Below are 18,770 nucleotides of genomic sequence, written 5' to 3'. Positions count from 1 at the left end.
AAAATCCGGCCGAACAGGCATGGTGACTACCCTTTGTGATTGCTGCGCTACGTATGGCAAGAGTATGTGACCGATAGTTCTCGTCGGCTGAGATGCATCTACCCTTGCCGCATGAGCAATGGGACCCCTTTGGGCGATTTCCTCCGAGCCCGCCGAGAAGCCCTGAAGCCACAGGACGTCGGTCTGCCCGAACACGGGCGACGCCGGGTGCCGGGACTGCGCAGAGAAGAAGTCGCCATGCTCGCCGGAGTCAGCTCCGACTACTACATCAAGCTGGAACAGGGCCGCGAGAACAGCCCTTCCCCGCAGGTCCTCGACGCCGTGGCACAGGCCCTGAAACTCGATGCGGAAGCCGCAGACCACCTCAACCGCCTCTGCCTCACCGCCTCACAACGCCCGCGCCACTGGGGCGAGACGGACGTCAGCCAGCAGTTGTTGCAGCTGATGGACGGATGGGAGCACACTCCGGCCTTTGTTGTCGGCCCGGCCCTCGACATCATGGCGGCCAACCCCCTCGCGACGGCCCTCCACAGTGGGTTCGAGAAGTTCGACAACCTCGCCCGTATGGTGTTCGTCGACCCTGCCGGGCGCGAGTTCTACCAGGAATGGGAGCGCGCCGCGCACTCCTGCGTCGCCGAAATCAGGGCCGCCTACGGACACGACCCCGAATCGGCCCGCATCGCCGAAGTCGTCACCGAACTGTCCGACCAGAGCAAGGAGTTCGCCGAAATCTGGCAGTTGCACGACGTCAAGAGCAAGTCCCAACAGGGCAAGCACCTCAAACACCCCCACGTCGGAGAACTGCACATCACATTCGCGGCGTTCACCGTCAACGGCGCCCCGCACCAACAACTGGTGGTCTACCAAGCCGAACCGGGCCAGCCCGACGGCCGTGGCCTTCGAGACGCTGAGATCCATGGCACCCAGCCGAAGCACGCCCAAACGGCCGCTCCCGTGGCCGACCTCGCCGCAGGCACGGAGTAATGGCGAACGTGACCACGTAACCGGGCGGAGGCTGGTCCTGCCGCACCCAGGAACAACGTGGCCTTCATCGCGAGGCGTCCGTCTGCCGACACTCGATGCGACAAGCAATGCGCCGGCCAGGACGCCGGCGCGCGGATCGCACGGCGCCAGGAGCAGACATGATCACCGTGAAGGACCTTCAGCCCCATCCCCTGGACCAGGTTCACCGACTGATCGAACCCGGCCCCGTGATCCTGGTCACCACCCAGCATCGTGGCATCCCGAACGTCATGACCAACGGGTTCAACATGATGGTGCGCCACGCTCCACCACTGATCGCGGCGACCATCGGCCCCTGGGACCACAGCTACCAGGCCCTGGTCGAAACCGGCGAGTGCGTCGTCTCGGTCCCGACGGCGGACATGATCGCCACCGTGGTCGACATCGGCAACTGCTCCGGTGCCGACGTGGACAAGTTCGAGGAGTTCGGCCTGACCGCCGTGGCCGGTGAGAAGGTCCAGGCACCGCTCGTGGCCGAGTGCTTCGCCAACATCGAGTGCAGGGTCGCCGACAGCAGCCTCGTGGCCTCCTACAGCCTCTTCCTGCTGGAGCCGGTCAGGGCCTGGACCGACCCCTCGCAGCCCGAGCCTCAGTTCTTCCACCACCGCGGAGACGGAACCTTCACTCTCGACGGACCGACCGTCGACCTGAAGTCCCGCATGACCAAGTGGCAGTATCTTCTGTAAGCGACCGCGATCGGGCAGAGCGACCTCGGTGGGGGTGAGCCACTGAGCTTCTTCGAGTTGGCCACCGATCGGGTGATGGGCCGGAAGCGCAACGAGCGAGGCCCCCGAGCTGTTGATCGAGATGTCTGACGTCCCAATCACGTTGCTCAGGGGCCTCGTTGGTCATCCATCCTGCCGCACTCGACCTGCCGCATGCACTCGTGGAGTGGGTCACCATGCTCCTCGTCACCCGTGAGGGCGACCGCCGCTGCAAGCTCCCGCCGCACCAGCGTGCTCTCGTCGCCCTGATCTACCTCCGCCGACACGACCCGCTCACGCAGATCACTGCCGGCTTCGGCATATCCGTCGGCACCGCCCACGCCTACGTCACTGCCGTCGTCGGCCACCTCTCCCGCAGGGCGCCCGGCCTGCTGCGGGTCTTGCGGGAGACTGATCCCGACCACGTCCTGCTCGATGGAACACTCGCCGAGTGCGACCGGGTCGGTGACAGCCGGGCCGGCTTCTCCCAGAGGCGCCGCCGCCACGGCGTGAATGTGCAGGTCATTGCCGATCCCACCGGCAAGCTGCTATGGATCTCACCCGCCCTGCCCGGCCGCACTCACGACCTGACCGCAGCCCGAACCCACCGCATCATCCGGATCTGCGAACGCCAGGGAGTTCCCGTCCTGGCCGACCGCGCCTGCATCGGAGCCGGCTCCTGGGTGACCACACCGATCAGACGCCTTCCGCACCAGGACCTCAACCCGACCCAGCAGACGATCAACCGGGCCCTGTCGGCGGCACGAGCACCCGTCGCTCGAAGCGTCGCGCGACTGAAGTCCTTGGCGCATCTTCCGCAGAGCTCGCTGCAGCCCCAACCGCATGACCGCCATCGCCGCCGCCGTCCTCACCCTGGAGAGGCAACGCTGAAACGCTCATTGTCTCCGCAGGTCAGCTACCGGCTTCTGGCGGGTCTGCGGCGGAGGAGTTACTCGCTCGGCCGCTTGCCGTAGTGGGGGCTGACGGTCGGTGCCAGCTTCCGCTGGATCACTCGCAGCATCTTGATCGTCTCCGCGTCGTCGCGGCCCGTGCTCGTTGACCATTCGACGCCTGAGCCGGCGAGGTCGCTGACGAAGCGATCTCCGTAGCAAGAAGTGTCCGCGCCCAGTCCGCCGCGCAGAGTGGGGCGTTGTCGCCAAGAGCCTTCCGGAGCCTTCGGCACTGGTCGTACAGGTCCTGCATACCGGCGAACCCCATGCCGACGGCGAGTTGAGCGCTGCAGTGTGCAGGGCCGCCCCACTCGAAGAGCGCACTAGTCAGGAGTTCCACCTCGCGCTCGGTCAACAGCTCGCCGGGTCTCACCATGCCTTGCGACACAGGTTCGCCCCCTCCTGTACGTCCGCCGACGTGCCAGGGTCCGGTACCTGGCTGGCCTGTACCCGAAGCTCTCGGTGATCACGGTACCCGTCTCTGCGTCGCCTGCGAGGCGGTTCCGAGCGGTGGATGAGGCGCCTCCAGACGCCCGGAGGGAGGCGAGCAGGGGGCTTCGACGCCGTCGGCGCCGCCATGTGCTTGTTGCGTGCTGCGCAACTTGTTCGCGAACTCTTTGCTGCCAGCGCAAGTGTGCTTACCGTCACACCACGGCGGGGGCAGGGGCGCCCCGCTGGGCAGCGGACAACGACGTTCACGCAGGGAGAGCAACCATGGCGGCAGACCAGCGACAGGGCGAGCCGGGCGGCCGAGGCCCGAGGGACGGGGCTCCGGCCGAGCAGCACGCGGTCGTCATCGGCGCCTCGAGCGGCATGGGTTCCGCGATCGTGGAGACGCTGCGCGCGCAGGGGATCAAGACGCTGGCCCTGGACCTTCCGTCGGCCTCGTGGAACGACGAGGTGGCGGGAATGACGGGCCCGGTGGACGTCACGGACGTGGCGTCGGTGGAGTCGGCGCTGAAGGGCGCCGAGGAGGCGTTCGGGACGGTCGAGATCGTCGTGAACTGCGCGGGGATTCTCGGACCGGTCGCCCCGACGGTGGAGACCTCGCAGGAGGCGTTCGAGCGGATCGTGGACCTCAACCTGGGGGGCGCCTTCACGGTGACGCGGGCGGCGCTGGAGCTGATGCTGCCGCGCGGCTACGGACGGATCGTGCACATCGCCTCCGTGGCGGGCAAGGAGGGCAACCCGCAGATGGCGGCCTACTCGGCCTCGAAGGCGGGCGTGATCGGGATGGTCAAGGCCGTCGGCAAGGAGTACGCCCCCTCCGGGGTGACGGTGAACGCCGTCGCTCCCGCGTCGGTGGAGACGCCCCTGATCCAGGGCATGACGCCGGAACGCCAGGAGATCCAGAAGTCCCTGATCCCGATGCACCGCTTCGGCACCGTCCAGGAGATCGCGCACTTGGTCTCCTACATCGTCTCGCCCCAGGCCTCGTTCACGACCGGGTTCGTGTACGACGCCTCGGGCGGCCGGGCGGACTACTGACAACGAGGGGCGCGACGACGCACACCTCCCGACGAACAGGACGACGCACCATGTCAACGACGACCAGGTCATCCGTCTCCGCCCCAGGCGGGACCGGGGTGCCGCTGAAGACCGGCGCGGTCTCCGCTCCCGGCAAGGGCGGCCCCAGTCAGGGCAAGAAGGCCTCTGCCGCCGGTTTCGTGGGCTCCGCGCTGGAGTACTACGACATGTACATCTACGCCTCGGCCTCGGCCTTGGTGTTCAGTCAGGTGTTCTTCCCGGACGCCGGGGCGATGGGCCTGCTGCTGAGCCTGGGCTCCTACGGCGTGGCGTACGTGGCCCGCCCGCTGGGCGGGTTCCTGGCAGGTCACATCGGCGACCGGTTCGGGCGCCGCAACATCATGATCATCACACTGATGGCGATGGGCGTGGCGACGTTCCTCATCGGCTGCCTTCCCTCGCACGCCACGATCGGCATGTGGGCGCCAGCCATGTTGATCACGCTGCGCCTGTTCCAGGGCCTGTCGGTGGGCGGCGAGGCCTCCGGCTCGGCGTCCCTGACGCTGGAGCACGCCCCGGAGGGACGCCGCGGCCTCTACTGCTCGTGGATGATCAACGGCATCTGGGTGGGCTACATCCTGGCCACCCTGGCATTCATCGGAGTGGCGGCGCTTCCCGAGAAGCAGATGCTGGCCTGGGGCTGGCGGGTGCCGTTCTGGGCCTCCGCGGTCATCGTGATCGTGGGCGTGGTCATCCGCCGCGCCCTGGAGGACCCGAAGGCGTTCCGGGAGCAGAAGGAGCAGGGCAAGGTCGCCAAGGCGCCCATCGGCCTGGTCTTCAAGCACCAGCCCGCTGACGTGGTGCGCGTGGTCTTCGCGGCCTTCCTGATCGTCATCAGCTCGGTGGTGCCGGTGTGGGGCCTGACGTACGCGACGCACGTGGTGGGCGTGCCCTCCTCGACGATGCTGTGGGCGGTCGTGTTCGGGTACGCCACCGCCCTGCTGACGCAGCCGATGTTCGCCGCGCTGAGCGACCGGGTGGGCCGCCGCCCGGTGCTGATCGGCGGCAACCTGTTCGGCGCCGTGGCGGTGTGGCAGTTCTTCTGGGCCGTCGGGAACGCGGACGTGCCGATGATCTACCTGGGCTTCTTCCTGTGCATCACGCTCGGGTTCGCCGCAACGAACGCCGTGTACCCGGCCTTCTTCAGCGAGATGTTCAACGTCCGCTTCCGCGTCAGCGGCATGGCCGTGGGCCTGCAGCTCGGCCTGGTCCTGACCGGGTTCTCCCCGACGATCATCCAGTCCGTCTCCTCGGCCACCGGTGACTCCTGGTGGCCGGCGGCCGCCTTCACCTCCTTCGCCTGCGTGATCTCCGCGATCGCGGTGGCCACGGCCCGCGAGACCCACAAGGTCCCCCTGGCGCAGCTGGGTCACCGGATCGACTGACGAGTCCTTCACGCGCACGAAAGGCGGGGTGGGCGCTCTCTGACAGGGCGCCACACCCCGCCTCAGCGTGTCTGCCTCCCCCTCAGCGTGCCCGGCCCTGGTCGGCGAGGTAGCGGTCGGCGACGGCGACGAGGGCCTCGCCGAACCGGGCGGCGTCGGCGCGGCCGCACCGCATGACGGGCAGGGCGATGCTGAGGGCGGCGTGCTGCCCCTCGTGGCTGCCGATGCTGACGGCGAACGCGGCCACGCCGACCTCGCTCTCCTCGAAGTTGGAGGCGATGCGGTGCTTGCGCACCTTGTCCAGGGCTTCCCGCAGGTGGTCCATGTCGGCCCCCAGGGGGCGTCGACGGCGCCCGCTCGAGGCCACCTGGTAGCGCGCCTGGACATCGTCGTCGGAGAGGCCGGCGAGCATGGCCTTGCCGGCCGAGGTGATGTGCGCGGAGAGGCGCACGCCGGTGCGCAGGCCAAACCGGATGACGTGATCGGTGGCCTCGATGCCGTCGACGTGGTGGATCTCGGTGCCGACCAGGGTGGCGAGGTGGACGGTCTCGTTGACCGCCTCGAAGAGCTGCTCCAGGTAGGGGCGAACCTGGTCGCGCAGGGTGGGGGCGGCTGCCGCGGCGGGGCGGGCCATCTCGGGGCCGGGGAGGTAGCGGCGGCGCTCGCCCTGCCGGGCGAACCCGTCTCCGACCATCGTGGCCAGCAGCCGCTGGGCGGTGGACGGGTTGACGTCGAGGGCAGCGGCTGCCTCCGTGACGCTCAACGAGCCCGCCGCACCCAGCAGTTTGACGAGGACGAGCACGCGGTGCGCCGCCTCCACGCGAAATCCTTCATTGCGTTCCATGCAACAAACCTATCTTTCATTGCACTGTTCGCAAGTTGGTGACTACGGTCACACGAGCCCGGGAGCGGGGAGGCCACACGGACGTGACTGTCCGGACGGCCCCGCGGCTCGCTCCGTGTAGAAGAGACGAAGGGGTTTCGGGATGAGCACCATCCAGCAGCAGTCCCCCGGCATCCGCCGCAGGCGCACACCCGCGCCGCCGCAGGCGCGCAGGGCCGTGGCCAGCGGGACCTTCGGGTCCGCGCTGGAGTGGTTCGACTTCGCCGTCTACGGCGCCATGGCCGCCACCGTCTTCCCGGCCCTGTTCTTCAACGGGATGGGTGAGGCGGCCGGCCTGCTGGCCTCGTTCGCCACGTTCGGCGTCGGGTTCTTCGCCCGCCCTTTGGGCGGCATCGTCTTCGGCCATCTGGGGGACAAGGCCGGGCGCCGCAGGATCCTGCTGATCACCTTCGTCTCGATGGGGGTGGCTTCCCTGGTGATCGGCCTCCTGCCGTCGGTCTCGCAGATCGGGGCGGCCGCGCCGGTCCTGCTGGTGGCGATGCGCTTCGTCCAGGGGTTCGCCCTCGGCGGGGAGGCCACCGGGGCCCAGTTGATGACCATGGAGCACGCGCCGGGAGACCGGCGCGCGTTCTACGGGGCCGTGATGGCGATGGGCTCGCCGATCAGCCAGGTCGCCGCCAATCTGGCCCTGACGCTTCTGTCGGCGACGCTGAGCGAGCAGGCGTTCATGTCCTGGGGCTGGCGCGTCCCGTTCCTGGCGAGCATCCTGCTGGTTGCCGTCGGTGTCTACATCCGTCTCAAGGTGGAGGAGACCCCGGTCTTCCGGGAGGACGTGGCGGAAGCCGCGGCCGCGACCAGCACGCCGGCCGAGGTGCTCCGCGGCCACGGCGCCACGATCGTGCGCCTGATCCTGGCGTTCTCCCCGATCGTCATCACGTTCTACGTGGTGAGTGTGTACGGCCTGAGCTACCTGACGAGCATCGGGTTCTCCCGCAGCCAGACGTTCACCATCGTGACGATCGCCAACCTGTGCTCGGTCGTGGCGATCTGGTGCGGTGGTCGCGCGGCGGACCGCTTCGGGCGGCGCCGGGTCCTGATGACGGGCTCGGCCGGCACCCTCGTGGCCGCCGTGGTGTTCTTCCCCGTGGTCGATACCGGCAGCTTCCCGGCGGCCCTGCTGATGGTCTCCTTCGCCCTGGTGTGCGCGCAGTTCGGCAACGCCGGGCAGGGCGCCCTGTTCGCCGAGGCCTTCCCGACCCGCATGCGCTACACCGGCTCGGCCCTGGCCCTGACGGGCACCAACCTCCTGTTCGCGGCCCCGGCGCCGTTCCTGGCCTCGTGGCTGCTGGACGTCTCGGGCGGCTCCACGCTCGGCATCACGGCCTTCTGGACCGCGACGATCGTCGTCGCGCTGCTCGTGATGGCCCGCATGGGCGACTACCGCACGCTCGAGGGCGAGCGCCACCACTTCGACGGCGGCCGTGCCGCGGACCGCGCCGGCGACCGGGCCGAGGAGGCCATCCCCACCAGCAACGCCCTGTCCGCGGCCCCGCGGCAGGAGGACCACACCGTCGGAGGTGTCTGACATGACCACCACCCCTGTCCTGCCCGCGCAGATCCCGCAAGCCTCGCCGGCCTCGCATTCCGGGCGCTCGGCGATCGTGACCGGCGGTGCCGGCGGCATCGGCTCCGTGATCTCGGCCCGGCTGGCGCAGTCCGGCTACCGCGTGGTCGTCGCGGACGTCGACGGCGCCCGTGCGGAGGCCACCGCGAAGGGTCTGCCCGGCGAGGGCCACCTCGGCTTCGGCGGCGACCTGACGTTGTCGGCCATGAACGCGGACCTTGCGGCGGCGGCCACGGACCTAGCCCCGATCGGGGCCGTCGTGAACGCCGTCGGTATCTCCCCGAAGCGGGAGGGCCGCAAGATCGAGCTGGACGAGATCGACGACGCCCTGTTCCACCAGGTGATGGCGGTCAACGTGGCCGCGCCGTTCTTCCTGGTGCGGGAGGCCGCCCGGCTGATGCCCGACGACGGCACCGCGAGCGTCGTGAACCTGCTGTCGATCGCGGGGCGCACGGGCACCGGCGGCCCGGCGGGCGCCCTGTACCCGCCGTTCCTGCCGTCGGCGATGGTCTACGGGGCCTCGAAGGCCGCGCTGGCGAACCTGACGATCAGCCTGGCCCACGAGCTGGCCGAGCGACGCATCCGGGTCAACGGGGTCGCCCCGGGGTTCGTGCAGACGCCGATGATGGGCCAGGTCCCGCCGACCGGCCCGATCGTGGAGCAGGTTCCGGCCCACCGGTACGCGCGCCCGGAGGAGGTCGCGGCGGCCGTGGAGTTCCTGCTGTCCCCGCAGGCGTCCTACATCACCGGCACCAGCATCGACGTCGACGGTGGCTGGGCACCCCGCGCCTGACCCCGCTACGGGCCGCCCCGCGAACACGCGCACGACCCCGTGCACCGACCTCGACGAGGAGAGCGAGAGCACCATGCAGCACCGCAGTGAGCACGACCTGGTGGTCCTGGGCTCCGGCATCGCCGGGCAGACCACCGCGACCACGGCCGCCGAGGCAGGGCTGGACGTCCTGCTGGTCGAGAAGCAGCCCGCGCTGGGCGGCTCCTCGGCGATGAGCGGCGGCTGGTTTGCCTTCTCCGGCACCCCGGAGCAGGCCGAGGAGGGCATCGATGACTCCGAGGACCTGTTCCGGCACGACCTGCTGGAGGGTGGCGGGCACCTGAACGACCCGGACCTGGTGGACGCCTACCTAACCCACCAGCACGCCGCCCACCGGTTCTTGAAGGACCACGGGGTGCGGTTCCGCGAGGTGGCGATCAGCTCCGGGATGTCGGCCGCACGTGGGCACAACAGTGAGATCAAGGAGGTCCTGGCGACCCTGCACGCGGCGTTCGCCGCGGCGGGCGGCACCACGCTGACGAGCACGGCCGCGCGGCGTCTGCTGACCGACGGCGGACGGGTCGTGGGCGTTCTGGCGGAGGGGCCGGACGGGCCGGTGGAGCTGTACGGCCGCCGGGGCGTCGTGCTGGCCACGGGCGGGTTCAGCCGCGGCACCGAGATGCTGAAGGTCTTCGCGCCGGAGCAGCTGGCGGCCATCCCGTACGGCGGGCGCGGGAACACCGGTGACGGTCTGCGCATGGCCTGGCGCCTGGGTGCGGGGATGGCGGACATGTCGTTCGTGGCGGCGACCTACGGATCCCACCCCGAGACGGGTGAGGAGTTCCACGAGCTGCTGACCGCCTACTACATGGGTGCGATCGTCGTGAACACGGCCGGAAGGCGGTTCGTGGACGAGTCGATCGACTACAAGGCGCTCGGCCGGGCCGTCCTGGACCAGCCCGACGGGCTCGGCATGCAGGTGTTCGACTCGCGGGTGCGCGCGCAGTCCCACCGCGGCATCCCCCTGAAGGACATGGACACCCTGCAGGAACTGGGGCACCTGCACGAGGCCAGCACCTTGGAGGAGGTCGCCCGCCTGGCCGGCGTCGCCCCCGAGGAACTGGTCGCCACGGTCGAGCGGTACAACGCCGCCGTCGCCGGGAAGGCCGCGGACGAGCAGGGCCGCACCGGCCTGTGCAACGGCGTGGGCGAGCTGACGCCGATCGACGCCCCGCCCTACTACGCCTACCCGGCCAAGGCCCTGATGACGACGACCTACTGCGGGGTGACCGTCACCCCGGACGCGCAGGTCACCACCGTCGACGGCGAGCCGATCGGCGGCCTGTACGCCGTCGGGGAGGTCGTGGGCGGCTTTCACGGGGCCACGTACATCACCGGCACGTCCCTGGGCAAGGGCGCGGTGTTCGGGCACATGCTCGGCGCCGCCCTCGCCAGGACCGAGCCGCAGAGCCAGGACAGCAGCGAGCAGGAGGAGGTTGCGGCATGAGCGCCGTGCGCACGGAGAGGTTCGACGTCGTCGTGGTGGGGTCCGGTATCGCCGGGTCCTCGGCCGCGGTGGCGGCCACGCGGCGGGGCGCCCGGGTGGCGCTCCTGGAGAAGCAGGACACGTTCGGCGGGTCCACGGCCCTGTCGGCGGGCATGTTCTGGACGGCACCCGACCTGGACGCCTACCGGCGCCGTGTCCCCCTCGGAGACGAGGCCCTGGGCCGCGCCGTCGTCGAGGACTACGCCGAGTGCCTGCAGGAACTGCGCGCCACAGGCGAGCGGGTGGCCGACACCCCGAAGACGGACATCATGACGTTCGGCATCGGCTACTCCACGGACATCCTCGCGATCCTGGCCTGGTGCCGAGCCCAGGTAGAGGCGGGCGGTGGCGTGTGCCGCACCGGCACCGCGGCGCTGCAGGTCCTGCAGGACGCCGACGGCGCGGTCACGGGCCTGTTGGCCCGCACCGCGCAGGGCCGGGTCCGGTACGAGGCCCCGGCGGTGGTGCTGGCGGGCGGCGGCTTCCAGGGGGCGCGCGACGAGTTGACCCGCGCGATGGGACCGAATGCCGACCGGCTGCTGCTGCGCTCCAACCCGGGCAGCGTCGGCGACGGCCTGCGCCTGGCCCGGCAGGCCGGAGCCAGCGGCAGCACCGCGATGAGCACGTTCTACGGACATCTCATCGGGGCCCCCGTGAACAGCTTCGAGCCCCAGGACTTCCTGCCGAACTCCCAGTACTACTCCGACCACGCTGTCCTGGTGAACCTGGAGGGCCGCCGTTTCGTCGACGAGACCCTGGGCGACGAGATCCTCAACCAGGCCCTCCTGCACCAGCCGCAGGCCAGCGGCGTGCTGGTCTTCGACGACCACGTGCGCACCACCGTCGGCACCGACGAGCCCTTCCCCGGGCTCGGCGCCGTGGACCGCTACCAGGTCGCCGTCGACAACGGAGCCCTGCACGCCCAGGCCGACACCCTGGAGGACCTGGTCGCGCAGATAGCCGCCTGGGGGATCGACCCGGCCGTCCTGAGGCAGACCCTCCAGGACTACATCTCGGCCGCCTCCGCCGGGGGCGGGTTCGCGGGCGGGCACCCGGTATCCGCGCGGGCCCGCGCCCCGCGGACCGGTCCGTTCTACGCCCTGAAGGTGCAGCCCAGCATCACCTTCACGTTCGGCGGCGTGCGCATCGACGACCAGGCCCGCGTCCTGGACGCCGACGGCCGCCCCGTGCCCGGCCTGCACGCCGCCGGGGCGGACATCGGCGGGCTGTCCAACCACGGGTACGCGGGCGGCCTCGCCCCCGCCTACATCACCGGACGGCGGGCCGGGCGCAGCGCCGCCCGGCCCGCGAGCGCCGAGCCCCGCCCGCAGGCCGACGTGCCCGCCGGCATCTGAGCCACGGAACATGACGAGGAGAAGAATCATGGTCTACACCGCAGACGTCCTGATCGTGGGAGCCGGCGGTTCCGGCATGGCGGCCGCGATCTCGGCAGCGAGCAGCGGGGCGTCGGTCGTCGTCCTGGAGAAGTGCCCGCAGGTGGGTGGATCCACCGCGCTGTCCGTGGGGTCGTTCACGGCGGCGAACACGAGCTACCAGTTCCGAGCGGGGGTGAACGACAGCATCGACCTGTTCGTCGAGGACATGAAGACGGCGAACGGTCCGTACGAGGCGCGGGAGAACCAGTCGTTGCGGCGGATCCTGGCGGAGAACGCTGGGCCGACGGTGGAGTGGTTGTCGTCGCTGGGGGTGCAGTTCCTGGGCCCGACGCCGGAGCCGCCGTACGACAAGCCGCGCATGCACAACGTGCTCCCGAACTCGCGGGCCTACCGGGACGCGCTGCTGCGGGAGTGCCGCCGACTGGGCGTGGAGATCTACACGTCGATGCCGGTGGACGAGCTGCTGCGCAACACCGACGGAGAGATCATCGGTGCGGCGGCGAACGGCACACAGTACTTCGGGCGCCGGGGCGTCGTACTGACGACGGGCGACTACTCCGCCTCCACGGAGCTGAAGGCGAAGCACGTGGGCGAGGACGCGGCGAGGATCCCGCCGGTGAACCCGGCGAACACCGGTGACGGGTTCTACCTGGGCGAGAAGGCCGGCGGGTACACCCTGCAGATGGACCGCCTCTACGAGGGCCTGCGGTTCGCGCCGTCGAAGCGGCCGGACCTGATAAAGATGCTGCCGGCGGTCCCCGCGCTCAACCGGGTGATGCGCTTCGTGGTGGAGCGGCTGCCGAAGAACCTGCTGGCGTACGTGATCCGAGGCGCGCTGACCAGCTGGATCGGCCCGAACGTCACCATGTACCGAGCGGGGGCGATCCTCGTGGACGGTACGGGGCACCGTCTGTCGAACGAGGACACGGACTCCGCAATGGCCCGAGCGGTGGCCTCCACGGGCAGCAACACAGGGTTCATGGTGTTCGACGAGCAGATCGCGCGGAAGTTCTCCGCGTGGCCGAACCCGGTCTCCACGTTCCCCGGCGTCGCGTACGCGTACGTGCAGGACTACAAGCGGTACAGGCCGGACGTATACCACCGAGCCGACACCCTGGAGGAACTGGCGGGCAAGATCGGCGTCGACCCGGCCACCCTGCGCGCCACGGTGGACCGGTGGAACCAGAACGTGCAGGACGGCAAGGACGAGGACCACGGCCGCCAGCACCTGGGGAACGGCGTCACGCAGGGCCCGTTCTACGCGCTGGGCCCCATGAACGCCTACATCACGCTCGCCGACGGCGGCCTCGGCGTCGACGACCAGCTGCGCGTGATACGCGAGGACGGCACGCCCGTGCCCGGCCTGTGGGCCGCCGGGTCCACCGGCCAGGGCGGCCTGCAACTGCTCAACCACGGCCTGCACATTGGCTGGGCGATGGTCTCCGGCCGCATCGTCGGCCGGAACGTCGCGGCCTCCCCGCACCGCACGGACATGCGCGTCGCCTCCACGGAGCCCCAGCCGACGGACGCCTGACCGTCTCGGTACGTGCACGACGACGCCGTACCTTCCGCCACGGGCAGGTGCGGCGTCGTCGTGCCAGCAGGCCGGCTGTGCGCGCCTCGTCGGCCGAGGGCAGCGGATCGTCGAGCCCGGCGAGTGCGGCGCCCCGGCGAGCGAGGCCTCGTCGCCGAGTACCGAGCAGGCCTCCACCAGGGCCCGGGTGGCGTCGCCGCAGCGGGCGAGTTGGTGCCGCACCACCGACGCGTAACGTGCGGGTGCGGGTGCGGGGAGAACGGGGGCGCAGGTCCTGCCAGGTCTCGCGGGGCAGTTCTCCGAGCAGTTGGGTGACGTGGCGGGAGTTGCCCCTCGTGTGACGGCACAGGCGCCGGGTCGTCAGCAGGTTCAGCGTGAGGTTGGCGGAATCGCAGGCCGGCGTCTTGGCCTGCGCCGGGGTCAGCGGCCCGGGACGCACGGCGTCGTCCCGGCAGCCGTCCAGGAACTCCATGGCGGCAAGGACCGACAGGAGCAGGTCCACGTGCCGCTCCCGCAGCTCGTGCAGGTCCTCGGGCCTCCGCACCTCGTAGAGGTCCTGGGGATCGTCACACCGGTCACGGCCTACCGGGACCGTTCAACAAGATCGTGTTACGAGCTCTTAGGACACCTGCACCTCGTGGAAGCAGAGATGATCCTTGATCTCGGCCAGCTCCGGTTTCGGGTCGAGGTATGCCCAGGCCAGGTCCGGAGCGTCCGGCAGCGACCAGTACGAAGCGTCGCCTTTGAAGGGGCAGTACGTGCGGGTGTCGGACAGGTCAGAAGTTCGAAGCGTACGTCTCGGAACGGGATGTGGTACGCGTCGGGACAGCCCGCCTCGTACAGCACCAATGCCCCGTCGTTCTCCGCGAGCACCTGCCCGCCCCGCACCGCACGCACGTGCCGGTCGCTCGGCTCGACGGTGATGAGGCGTCCCATGCGCCCAGGGAGCCCCTCGGTCACGGTCGTCCCCCTTGGTAGTCAATCCTCCTCAAGTCAGCACGATCGAAAGCCGAGTTGTTCCCGCCAGTGCGAAAGCTACGGTTGCCCCATGGAAATCTGCCGTTCCTCTCCGCTGCCGACCTGGACGAGCGCCACACCCGCCCCCGCGACCCAAGTCGCCGACTGTCACCGGGCTGCGCGTCGTACAGCTCCAGCACCCGTTGCATCTCGGCTATGAAATGCGGGTCAGTAGAGGCTTCCACGTCGTGGTGGTCTGCCAGGAGACCTTGCCCTCGTGCAGGATCCGGCGCAGGGTCTCCCGGCCAGGGTCGGTACGACCTTCCGCATGACCAGGTGCTCGGCGAGCTTGGCCAGGCGCCAGGTGGAGAACGCGGCGATGCCCCCGTCAGCGGGGGACGTCCGGGCCATCAGACAGATATGCGCTCGCGCACCTGGTCATCGATCGTCCTGGGGCGTCCCCCGCTCCATTTTGGGTCCAGCGCGTCGAACCCCCGCTCGCTGAGCGCGTGGATGGCATTGCGCACGTAGTCCTCGCTGACCTGCAGCGGCGAGGTGATGTTCCGCACCGGTTGGCCCTGGGCGGACTTCAGTACCACGAGCGCCCGTCGCAGCCGGATCGGATCCTTCGAGGTTCGGCTGATCCGTTGCAGCCTCCGGCCCTCCTCCATGCTCACCGGCCGAACAAGCACTCCCGGACGACGCCCCACGACCACCTCCAAGACCAGAATCTGGAGACAGCCAGACGGGCAGCCGACAGCAGATCAATTACCTGGTTGGCCTTCTGAGTAGCGCCACCAGCCCGGCGAGCCGACGGTACAGGTCGCACTCCTCAACGAGAGGCCGTGACCAGCGCTTTCCGGCGAACCCTAGGCGTGGAGGGGCTTGTGGTAGATCACGAAGTCGCAGGAAGTGGCGAGGCGGTGGGCCAGGTCCGGGTAGGACTCCTCGATTGATACCTTGCGGACGCCCTGATAGCCGATACGCGTGTACCAGTTGGTCAGGAAGTCCTTGGACGGGTGCGACCACTCGCGCGGTACAAGCACTTCGAGTTGCATGACATCAAGGCCGGCCTCGCGAGCGTAGTACTCGGCGAACTGAACCAGCTCCCGGCCAATACCTATCCCGCGCCGCTTGGGGGCGGCCGCCAGCATGCCGAACTCGCACACTCGGTCATCCAGCTGCTGAATCCGGACACACCCGACGATCTCCCCGTCCAGATGCGCCGCGGTGATCTCGCCCGCTCGCGTCAGCGCCACTACTTCCTGAGTGGTCGTCCGTGTAGTGCCGTCGGCCCACAACCCCTCCTCGGCCACTTCGTAGACCTCGTTGATGAGGGCTGCCACCGCCGACATGAGATCGGCATCCTCGGCCTGCGCCGGAGACAAGGTTGCGATGTGGAGCAGGTCGCTGATGACTATGCCGCCGCCTTTCGTCGTGGGCGCTAGATGCCCTAATCAGTAGAAAATGATCTAATCATCCTAGTAGGGCTTGGTCAGGTTCGTATTGGTGTGGGTATGTCGCGGTGGCAGGTGGGGCAGGCGCCGGTCCAGACTGCGAGCAGGGTCTGGAGTTCGCGGACGACTTGGTAGAGGCTCAGGCCGGCGCCGCGTCTTTTGGGGTTTGGGCCAGTCTTTGCAGGGTGCAGAAGGCGTGCGCGACAGAGACGAGGGTGACGTGGTGGTGCCGGCCGCCCCAGGTTCGGCCCTCGAAGTGGGCCAGGCCCAGGGCCTGTTTCATCTCCCGGTAGTCGTGCTCGATGCGCCAGCGGAGTTTGGCGAGGCGGGCCAGCGTGGTCACAGGCATGCCGGAGGGCAGGTCGGACAGCCAGAACTGCACCGGCTCGGGCTCGCCGGCGGGCCATTCGGCCAGCAGCCAGCACTCCGGCAGCTCCGGGCCGTCGGTGGCCTGCCGGACCTCGCGTCCGGCGGGCCGGATGCGCAGGGCCACGAAGCGGGAGGACATCCGCTTGCGGCCAGATCGGCCGGTGCCGGGCCGGGAACCTTCACGCCACTGCACCGGCCGAGCTGCCTTCCGCCCCGCCGCGATGACCAACTCCTTCACCGACCGCGGCTTGTCGGGATACTTGGCCACCGGCGGGCGTCCGGTCCCGGAGTACGGCTCGGCCACCGGCACCGCGCCGGCGGGCTGGGCCGACAGCGTGCTGGAGATTCCCACCACGTAGTTCAGGCCGCGGGCCTGCAGTCCGTGCCGGAACGCGGCGGCGTCGCCGTATCCGGCGTCCGCGATGGCCAGCGGCACCTCGATGCCCCACGAGCGGGTCTCGTCGAGCATGTCCAGAGCGAGCTGCCACTTCTCCACGTGCCCGACATCCTCGGGGATCTGGCAGGCGGTGCGTCGGGCGGCCTTGTCCGGATCGGCCTGCGGCGAGCGGGGGTCCCATGTCTCGGGCAGGAACAGCCGCCAGTTGACCGCCGCCGAAGCGTGGTCGGACGCGAGGTGGAGCGAGAGTCGGGTAGGACCGTCGCATTGCTGCGACGGTCCCCCCTCAGAACCGGCCGTGCGGGCTTTCCCCGCAGCTCGGCTCAAGCAAGCCCTGAAGACTCACAGGCGTGCAGTGCGGCAGGCCGCGTTGACGGGCCGGGCCGTGCCTGGGCTGATCCGGTGCTGGACCCGGTGGGCCAGTTCCGCCTTGCCCGAGGCGGTCAGGACAACCTGACCGTCGATCCCGGCCGTCTGGCGTCCTGCGTTGATCTCCGTGACCCGCCGCACGCTGAGCAGCGTGTTAGCGCGGGAGCGGAGCATCAGTTTCTGCAAGTTGCGGACCTTTTTCAGGTCCCCTGCCTGCGATGCCGTGAAGATTCTCTGCCGCAGTCGCCGTACTGACTCCTCCTGGGCCTGCCAGCCGATGGCCTCCCAGTCGGGTGGAGCGTCCTCCGGTCCGTTCACCGGGCCGGTGCTGGTCGCGGCCGGATCGGCAGCGGGTATGACCGTCACGGTGCCTAACTTGCCCTTCGGTTCCGGTTCCTGTCCGACAGCGTTCTTCACAGGCTCACCCGGCCCACGTCAGCACCCTTTCGGGTCCGGGCATGCACCCGTATCCGGCCAGTTATGCGGGACTCGGCGGAGGTGCCGATGCATGTCCCGGTTTCCTGTTGCCTTTCGGCGGCCGGCATTGGCTTCCTGGGCCGTCCTGCACCCGCTGGGGAGCTGGGCCTCCCTTACGGTCGGCTGACCAGACCAACAGGTCTGGACCCCAACGGGGTTGTCGCGTTCCACTCGTGTGAGATGCGACCGGGGTGGGTGCCCTCATTACCCCGGGGCGGTGGTGTCCTCCCGGCCGACTCGGTGTCTTCGACCGGCACCCGCCGCTTCTCAGCGGCCAGCCCTGCACCCCGCTGTTGCTACCCATCTGCGAGGCTTGCCATCACGGAGCATCGTTGAGGGTTCAGTGAGCTTCACCCGTCCGGTCTTCCCCTTGCCTGTGACCCCCGGATGGAACGGGAGTCCTTGGGCTTCTTCCCCGAGCTTCGCACCCCGCCGTTACCAGCGACGCACGTCGGGGAGGGGACGGGCCCTGGACACTGGCCCGGGTTACGTCATCGGCATCATGCCGACCTCCTCTCTACGTAACCACTCACAGCGTGCGACCTCGCGTCGCACCGCCGACCTGGCAATTGGTGACCTTGCCCGCCGTGCCGGTGTACTGCCGCGACACACACGCCGAAGCGGTCCCGTCCTTCAGGAACCCCGTGTCGTCGAAAATGAGCGCGGACGGCCGGATCGCCGCTTCCATTCTCCAGGCCACCCTGGCCCGCACATGCGCCGGATCCCACGGGCTGGTGGTCACGAAATTGGCCAGCGCCTGCCGGTTCCCGTCCTCACCCAGCCGGGCCGCCATCGGCTCGACCGACTTGCGCCGCCCGTCGGTCAACAACCCCCGCAGGTAGACCTGCCCCCACCGACGCTGATCCTTCCGCGCGAACGGCTCGAACACCTCCGCCGCGAACGCCTCCAACTCACCACGCACCACAGCAATCTCGTCCGGAGTCACACACTCCCAACGCCGCACCGGACCAGAAGGACACGCACCACCGCAACCGACCTGACCAAGCACTACTAGCCTCGCCGTTTCGCGCGCCCAGCAGACTGGAGGTCTTGATGTTGTAAGTGATCTTCGGTCGTAAGCTCGTTGTCGCCTGCCGGTGTGAGTCCGGTCCGGGTAGCTGCCAGGAGGCCCGGTAGCAGACTGGCGGCGTCGGGGGGAAACGCCCGGCGTCGAAGCCCAGTGTCGAAAGCCCTGCAAAGGGGGAGCAAAGCAGCGGTCCGTCCCGTGCCGTGATCGCCGCCGCATTCGGCCCCGAGACCGACGGCGAACTCACCTACGCTGGCCGCCTGTTGGGCGCCCTGGACCGCACGATGCTCCTGCTGGCCGACGCCGGCTTCGACGTGAACACCTTCGCCCGCGACGTCCAGGCCACCGGCGCCCAGTTTCTGGTGCGCTCCTCCGCCCGCCGGATACCCACGCCCTTCCGGCACCTGGGTG

Annotated in this window: 14 protein-coding genes and 4 pseudogenes; 11 read left to right on the top strand and 7 right to left on the bottom strand. The window is 69.5% G+C overall.

Annotation, left to right across the window (positions count from 1 at the left end; all coding sequences use genetic code 11):
- Positions 1-111: 111 nt before the first annotated feature.
- The 5 genes and pseudogenes from ACFU8W_RS47825 (at position 112) to ACFU8W_RS47805 (ending at position 5,589) form a co-directional block, all read left to right on the top strand.
- Positions 112-984, top strand: a complete 873-nt coding sequence (locus ACFU8W_RS47825; RefSeq protein ID WP_345519866.1) for a helix-turn-helix transcriptional regulator — start codon at positions 112-114, stop codon at positions 982-984.
- 158 nt (positions 985-1,142) lie between these two features.
- Entirely contained in the window at positions 1,143-1,709 is a 567-nt protein-coding gene (locus ACFU8W_RS47820) for a flavin reductase family protein (RefSeq protein ID WP_384052133.1), read from the top strand.
- 158 nt (positions 1,710-1,867) lie between these two features.
- Positions 1,868-2,618: pseudogene (locus tag ACFU8W_RS47815) on the top strand (transposase family protein).
- A gap of 773 nt (positions 2,619-3,391) precedes the next feature.
- Positions 3,392-4,165: an SDR family NAD(P)-dependent oxidoreductase gene (locus tag ACFU8W_RS47810; protein ID WP_384052131.1), complete on the top strand. Its 774-nt coding sequence runs from the start codon at positions 3,392-3,394 to the stop codon at positions 4,163-4,165.
- Positions 4,166-4,215: 50 nt separating this feature from the next.
- Positions 4,216-5,589: an MFS transporter gene (locus ACFU8W_RS47805; RefSeq protein ID WP_384052130.1), complete on the top strand. Its 1,374-nt coding sequence runs from the start codon at positions 4,216-4,218 to the stop codon at positions 5,587-5,589.
- A gap of 82 nt (positions 5,590-5,671) precedes the next feature.
- Here ACFU8W_RS47805 and ACFU8W_RS47800 read toward each other — a convergent pair whose 3' ends face one another.
- Entirely contained in the window at positions 5,672-6,433 is a 762-nt protein-coding gene (locus ACFU8W_RS47800) for an IclR family transcriptional regulator (protein WP_345519876.1), read from the bottom strand.
- Positions 6,434-6,575: 142 nt separating this feature from the next.
- On the opposite strand from ACFU8W_RS47800, the gene ACFU8W_RS47795 reads away from it, so the two are divergent.
- The 5 genes from ACFU8W_RS47795 to ACFU8W_RS47775 all read left to right on the top strand — a co-directional run bounded on the left by ACFU8W_RS47795 (position 6,576) and on the right by ACFU8W_RS47775 (position 13,306).
- A complete protein-coding gene (locus tag ACFU8W_RS47795) occupies positions 6,576-8,018 on the top strand; it encodes an MFS transporter (protein ID WP_384052127.1) in 1,443 nt (480 codons plus the stop codon).
- A gap of 1 nt (position 8,019) precedes the next feature.
- On the top strand, positions 8,020-8,850 hold the full coding sequence (locus ACFU8W_RS47790) for an SDR family NAD(P)-dependent oxidoreductase (protein WP_384052125.1): 831 nt from the start codon (positions 8,020-8,022) through the stop codon (positions 8,848-8,850).
- Positions 8,851-8,923: 73 nt separating this feature from the next.
- The gene (locus ACFU8W_RS47785; protein ID WP_384052123.1) at positions 8,924-10,336 is read left to right on the top strand and encodes an FAD-dependent oxidoreductase; all 1,413 of its coding nucleotides are present in this window, start codon (positions 8,924-8,926) and stop codon (positions 10,334-10,336) included.
- The gene (locus tag ACFU8W_RS47780; RefSeq protein ID WP_384052121.1) at positions 10,333-11,730 is read left to right on the top strand and encodes an FAD-dependent oxidoreductase; all 1,398 of its coding nucleotides are present in this window, start codon (positions 10,333-10,335) and stop codon (positions 11,728-11,730) included. Before ACFU8W_RS47785 ends, ACFU8W_RS47780 begins: the two co-directional genes overlap by 4 nt.
- Positions 11,731-11,758: 28 nt before the next feature.
- Entirely contained in the window at positions 11,759-13,306 is a 1,548-nt protein-coding gene (locus ACFU8W_RS47775) for an FAD-dependent oxidoreductase (protein ID WP_345519886.1), read from the top strand.
- A gap of 619 nt (positions 13,307-13,925) precedes the next feature.
- On the opposite strand, the pseudogene ACFU8W_RS47770 reads toward ACFU8W_RS47775, so the two are convergent.
- From ACFU8W_RS47770 to ACFU8W_RS47745, 6 genes and pseudogenes are all read right to left on the bottom strand, one after another.
- Positions 13,926-14,242, bottom strand: a pseudogene (locus ACFU8W_RS47770) (DUF427 domain-containing protein).
- A gap of 431 nt (positions 14,243-14,673) precedes the next feature.
- The gene (locus ACFU8W_RS47765; RefSeq protein WP_384052149.1) at positions 14,674-14,979 is read right to left on the bottom strand and encodes a transposase; all 306 of its coding nucleotides are present in this window, start codon (positions 14,977-14,979) and stop codon (positions 14,674-14,676) included.
- 153 nt (positions 14,980-15,132) lie between these two features.
- A complete protein-coding gene (locus ACFU8W_RS47760) occupies positions 15,133-15,618 on the bottom strand; it encodes a GNAT family N-acetyltransferase (RefSeq protein ID WP_384052119.1) in 486 nt (161 codons plus the stop codon).
- Between the two features lie 241 nt (positions 15,619-15,859).
- Positions 15,860-16,813, bottom strand: coding sequence for an IS701 family transposase (locus tag ACFU8W_RS47755; RefSeq protein ID WP_384052117.1), 954 nt, complete (start codon positions 16,811-16,813; stop codon positions 15,860-15,862).
- A gap of 15 nt (positions 16,814-16,828) precedes the next feature.
- The gene (locus ACFU8W_RS47750) at positions 16,829-17,221 is read right to left on the bottom strand and encodes a reverse transcriptase N-terminal domain-containing protein (RefSeq protein ID WP_384052114.1); all 393 of its coding nucleotides are present in this window, start codon (positions 17,219-17,221) and stop codon (positions 16,829-16,831) included.
- A gap of 667 nt (positions 17,222-17,888) precedes the next feature.
- A pseudogene (locus ACFU8W_RS47745) lies at positions 17,889-18,278 on the bottom strand (transposase); the annotation flags it as partial.
- A gap of 284 nt (positions 18,279-18,562) precedes the next feature.
- Here ACFU8W_RS47745 and ACFU8W_RS47740 point away from each other — a divergent pair.
- A pseudogene (locus ACFU8W_RS47740) lies at positions 18,563-18,770 on the top strand (transposase); the annotation flags it as partial.

The organism is Streptomyces sp. NPDC057565 (assembly GCF_042801455.1).
Lineage (GTDB): Bacteria > Actinomycetota > Actinomycetes > Streptomycetales > Streptomycetaceae > Streptomyces > Streptomyces yanii.
The sequence above is the reverse complement of the archived record's forward strand: the minus strand, read 5'-3'. Positions and strand labels throughout refer to the sequence as shown.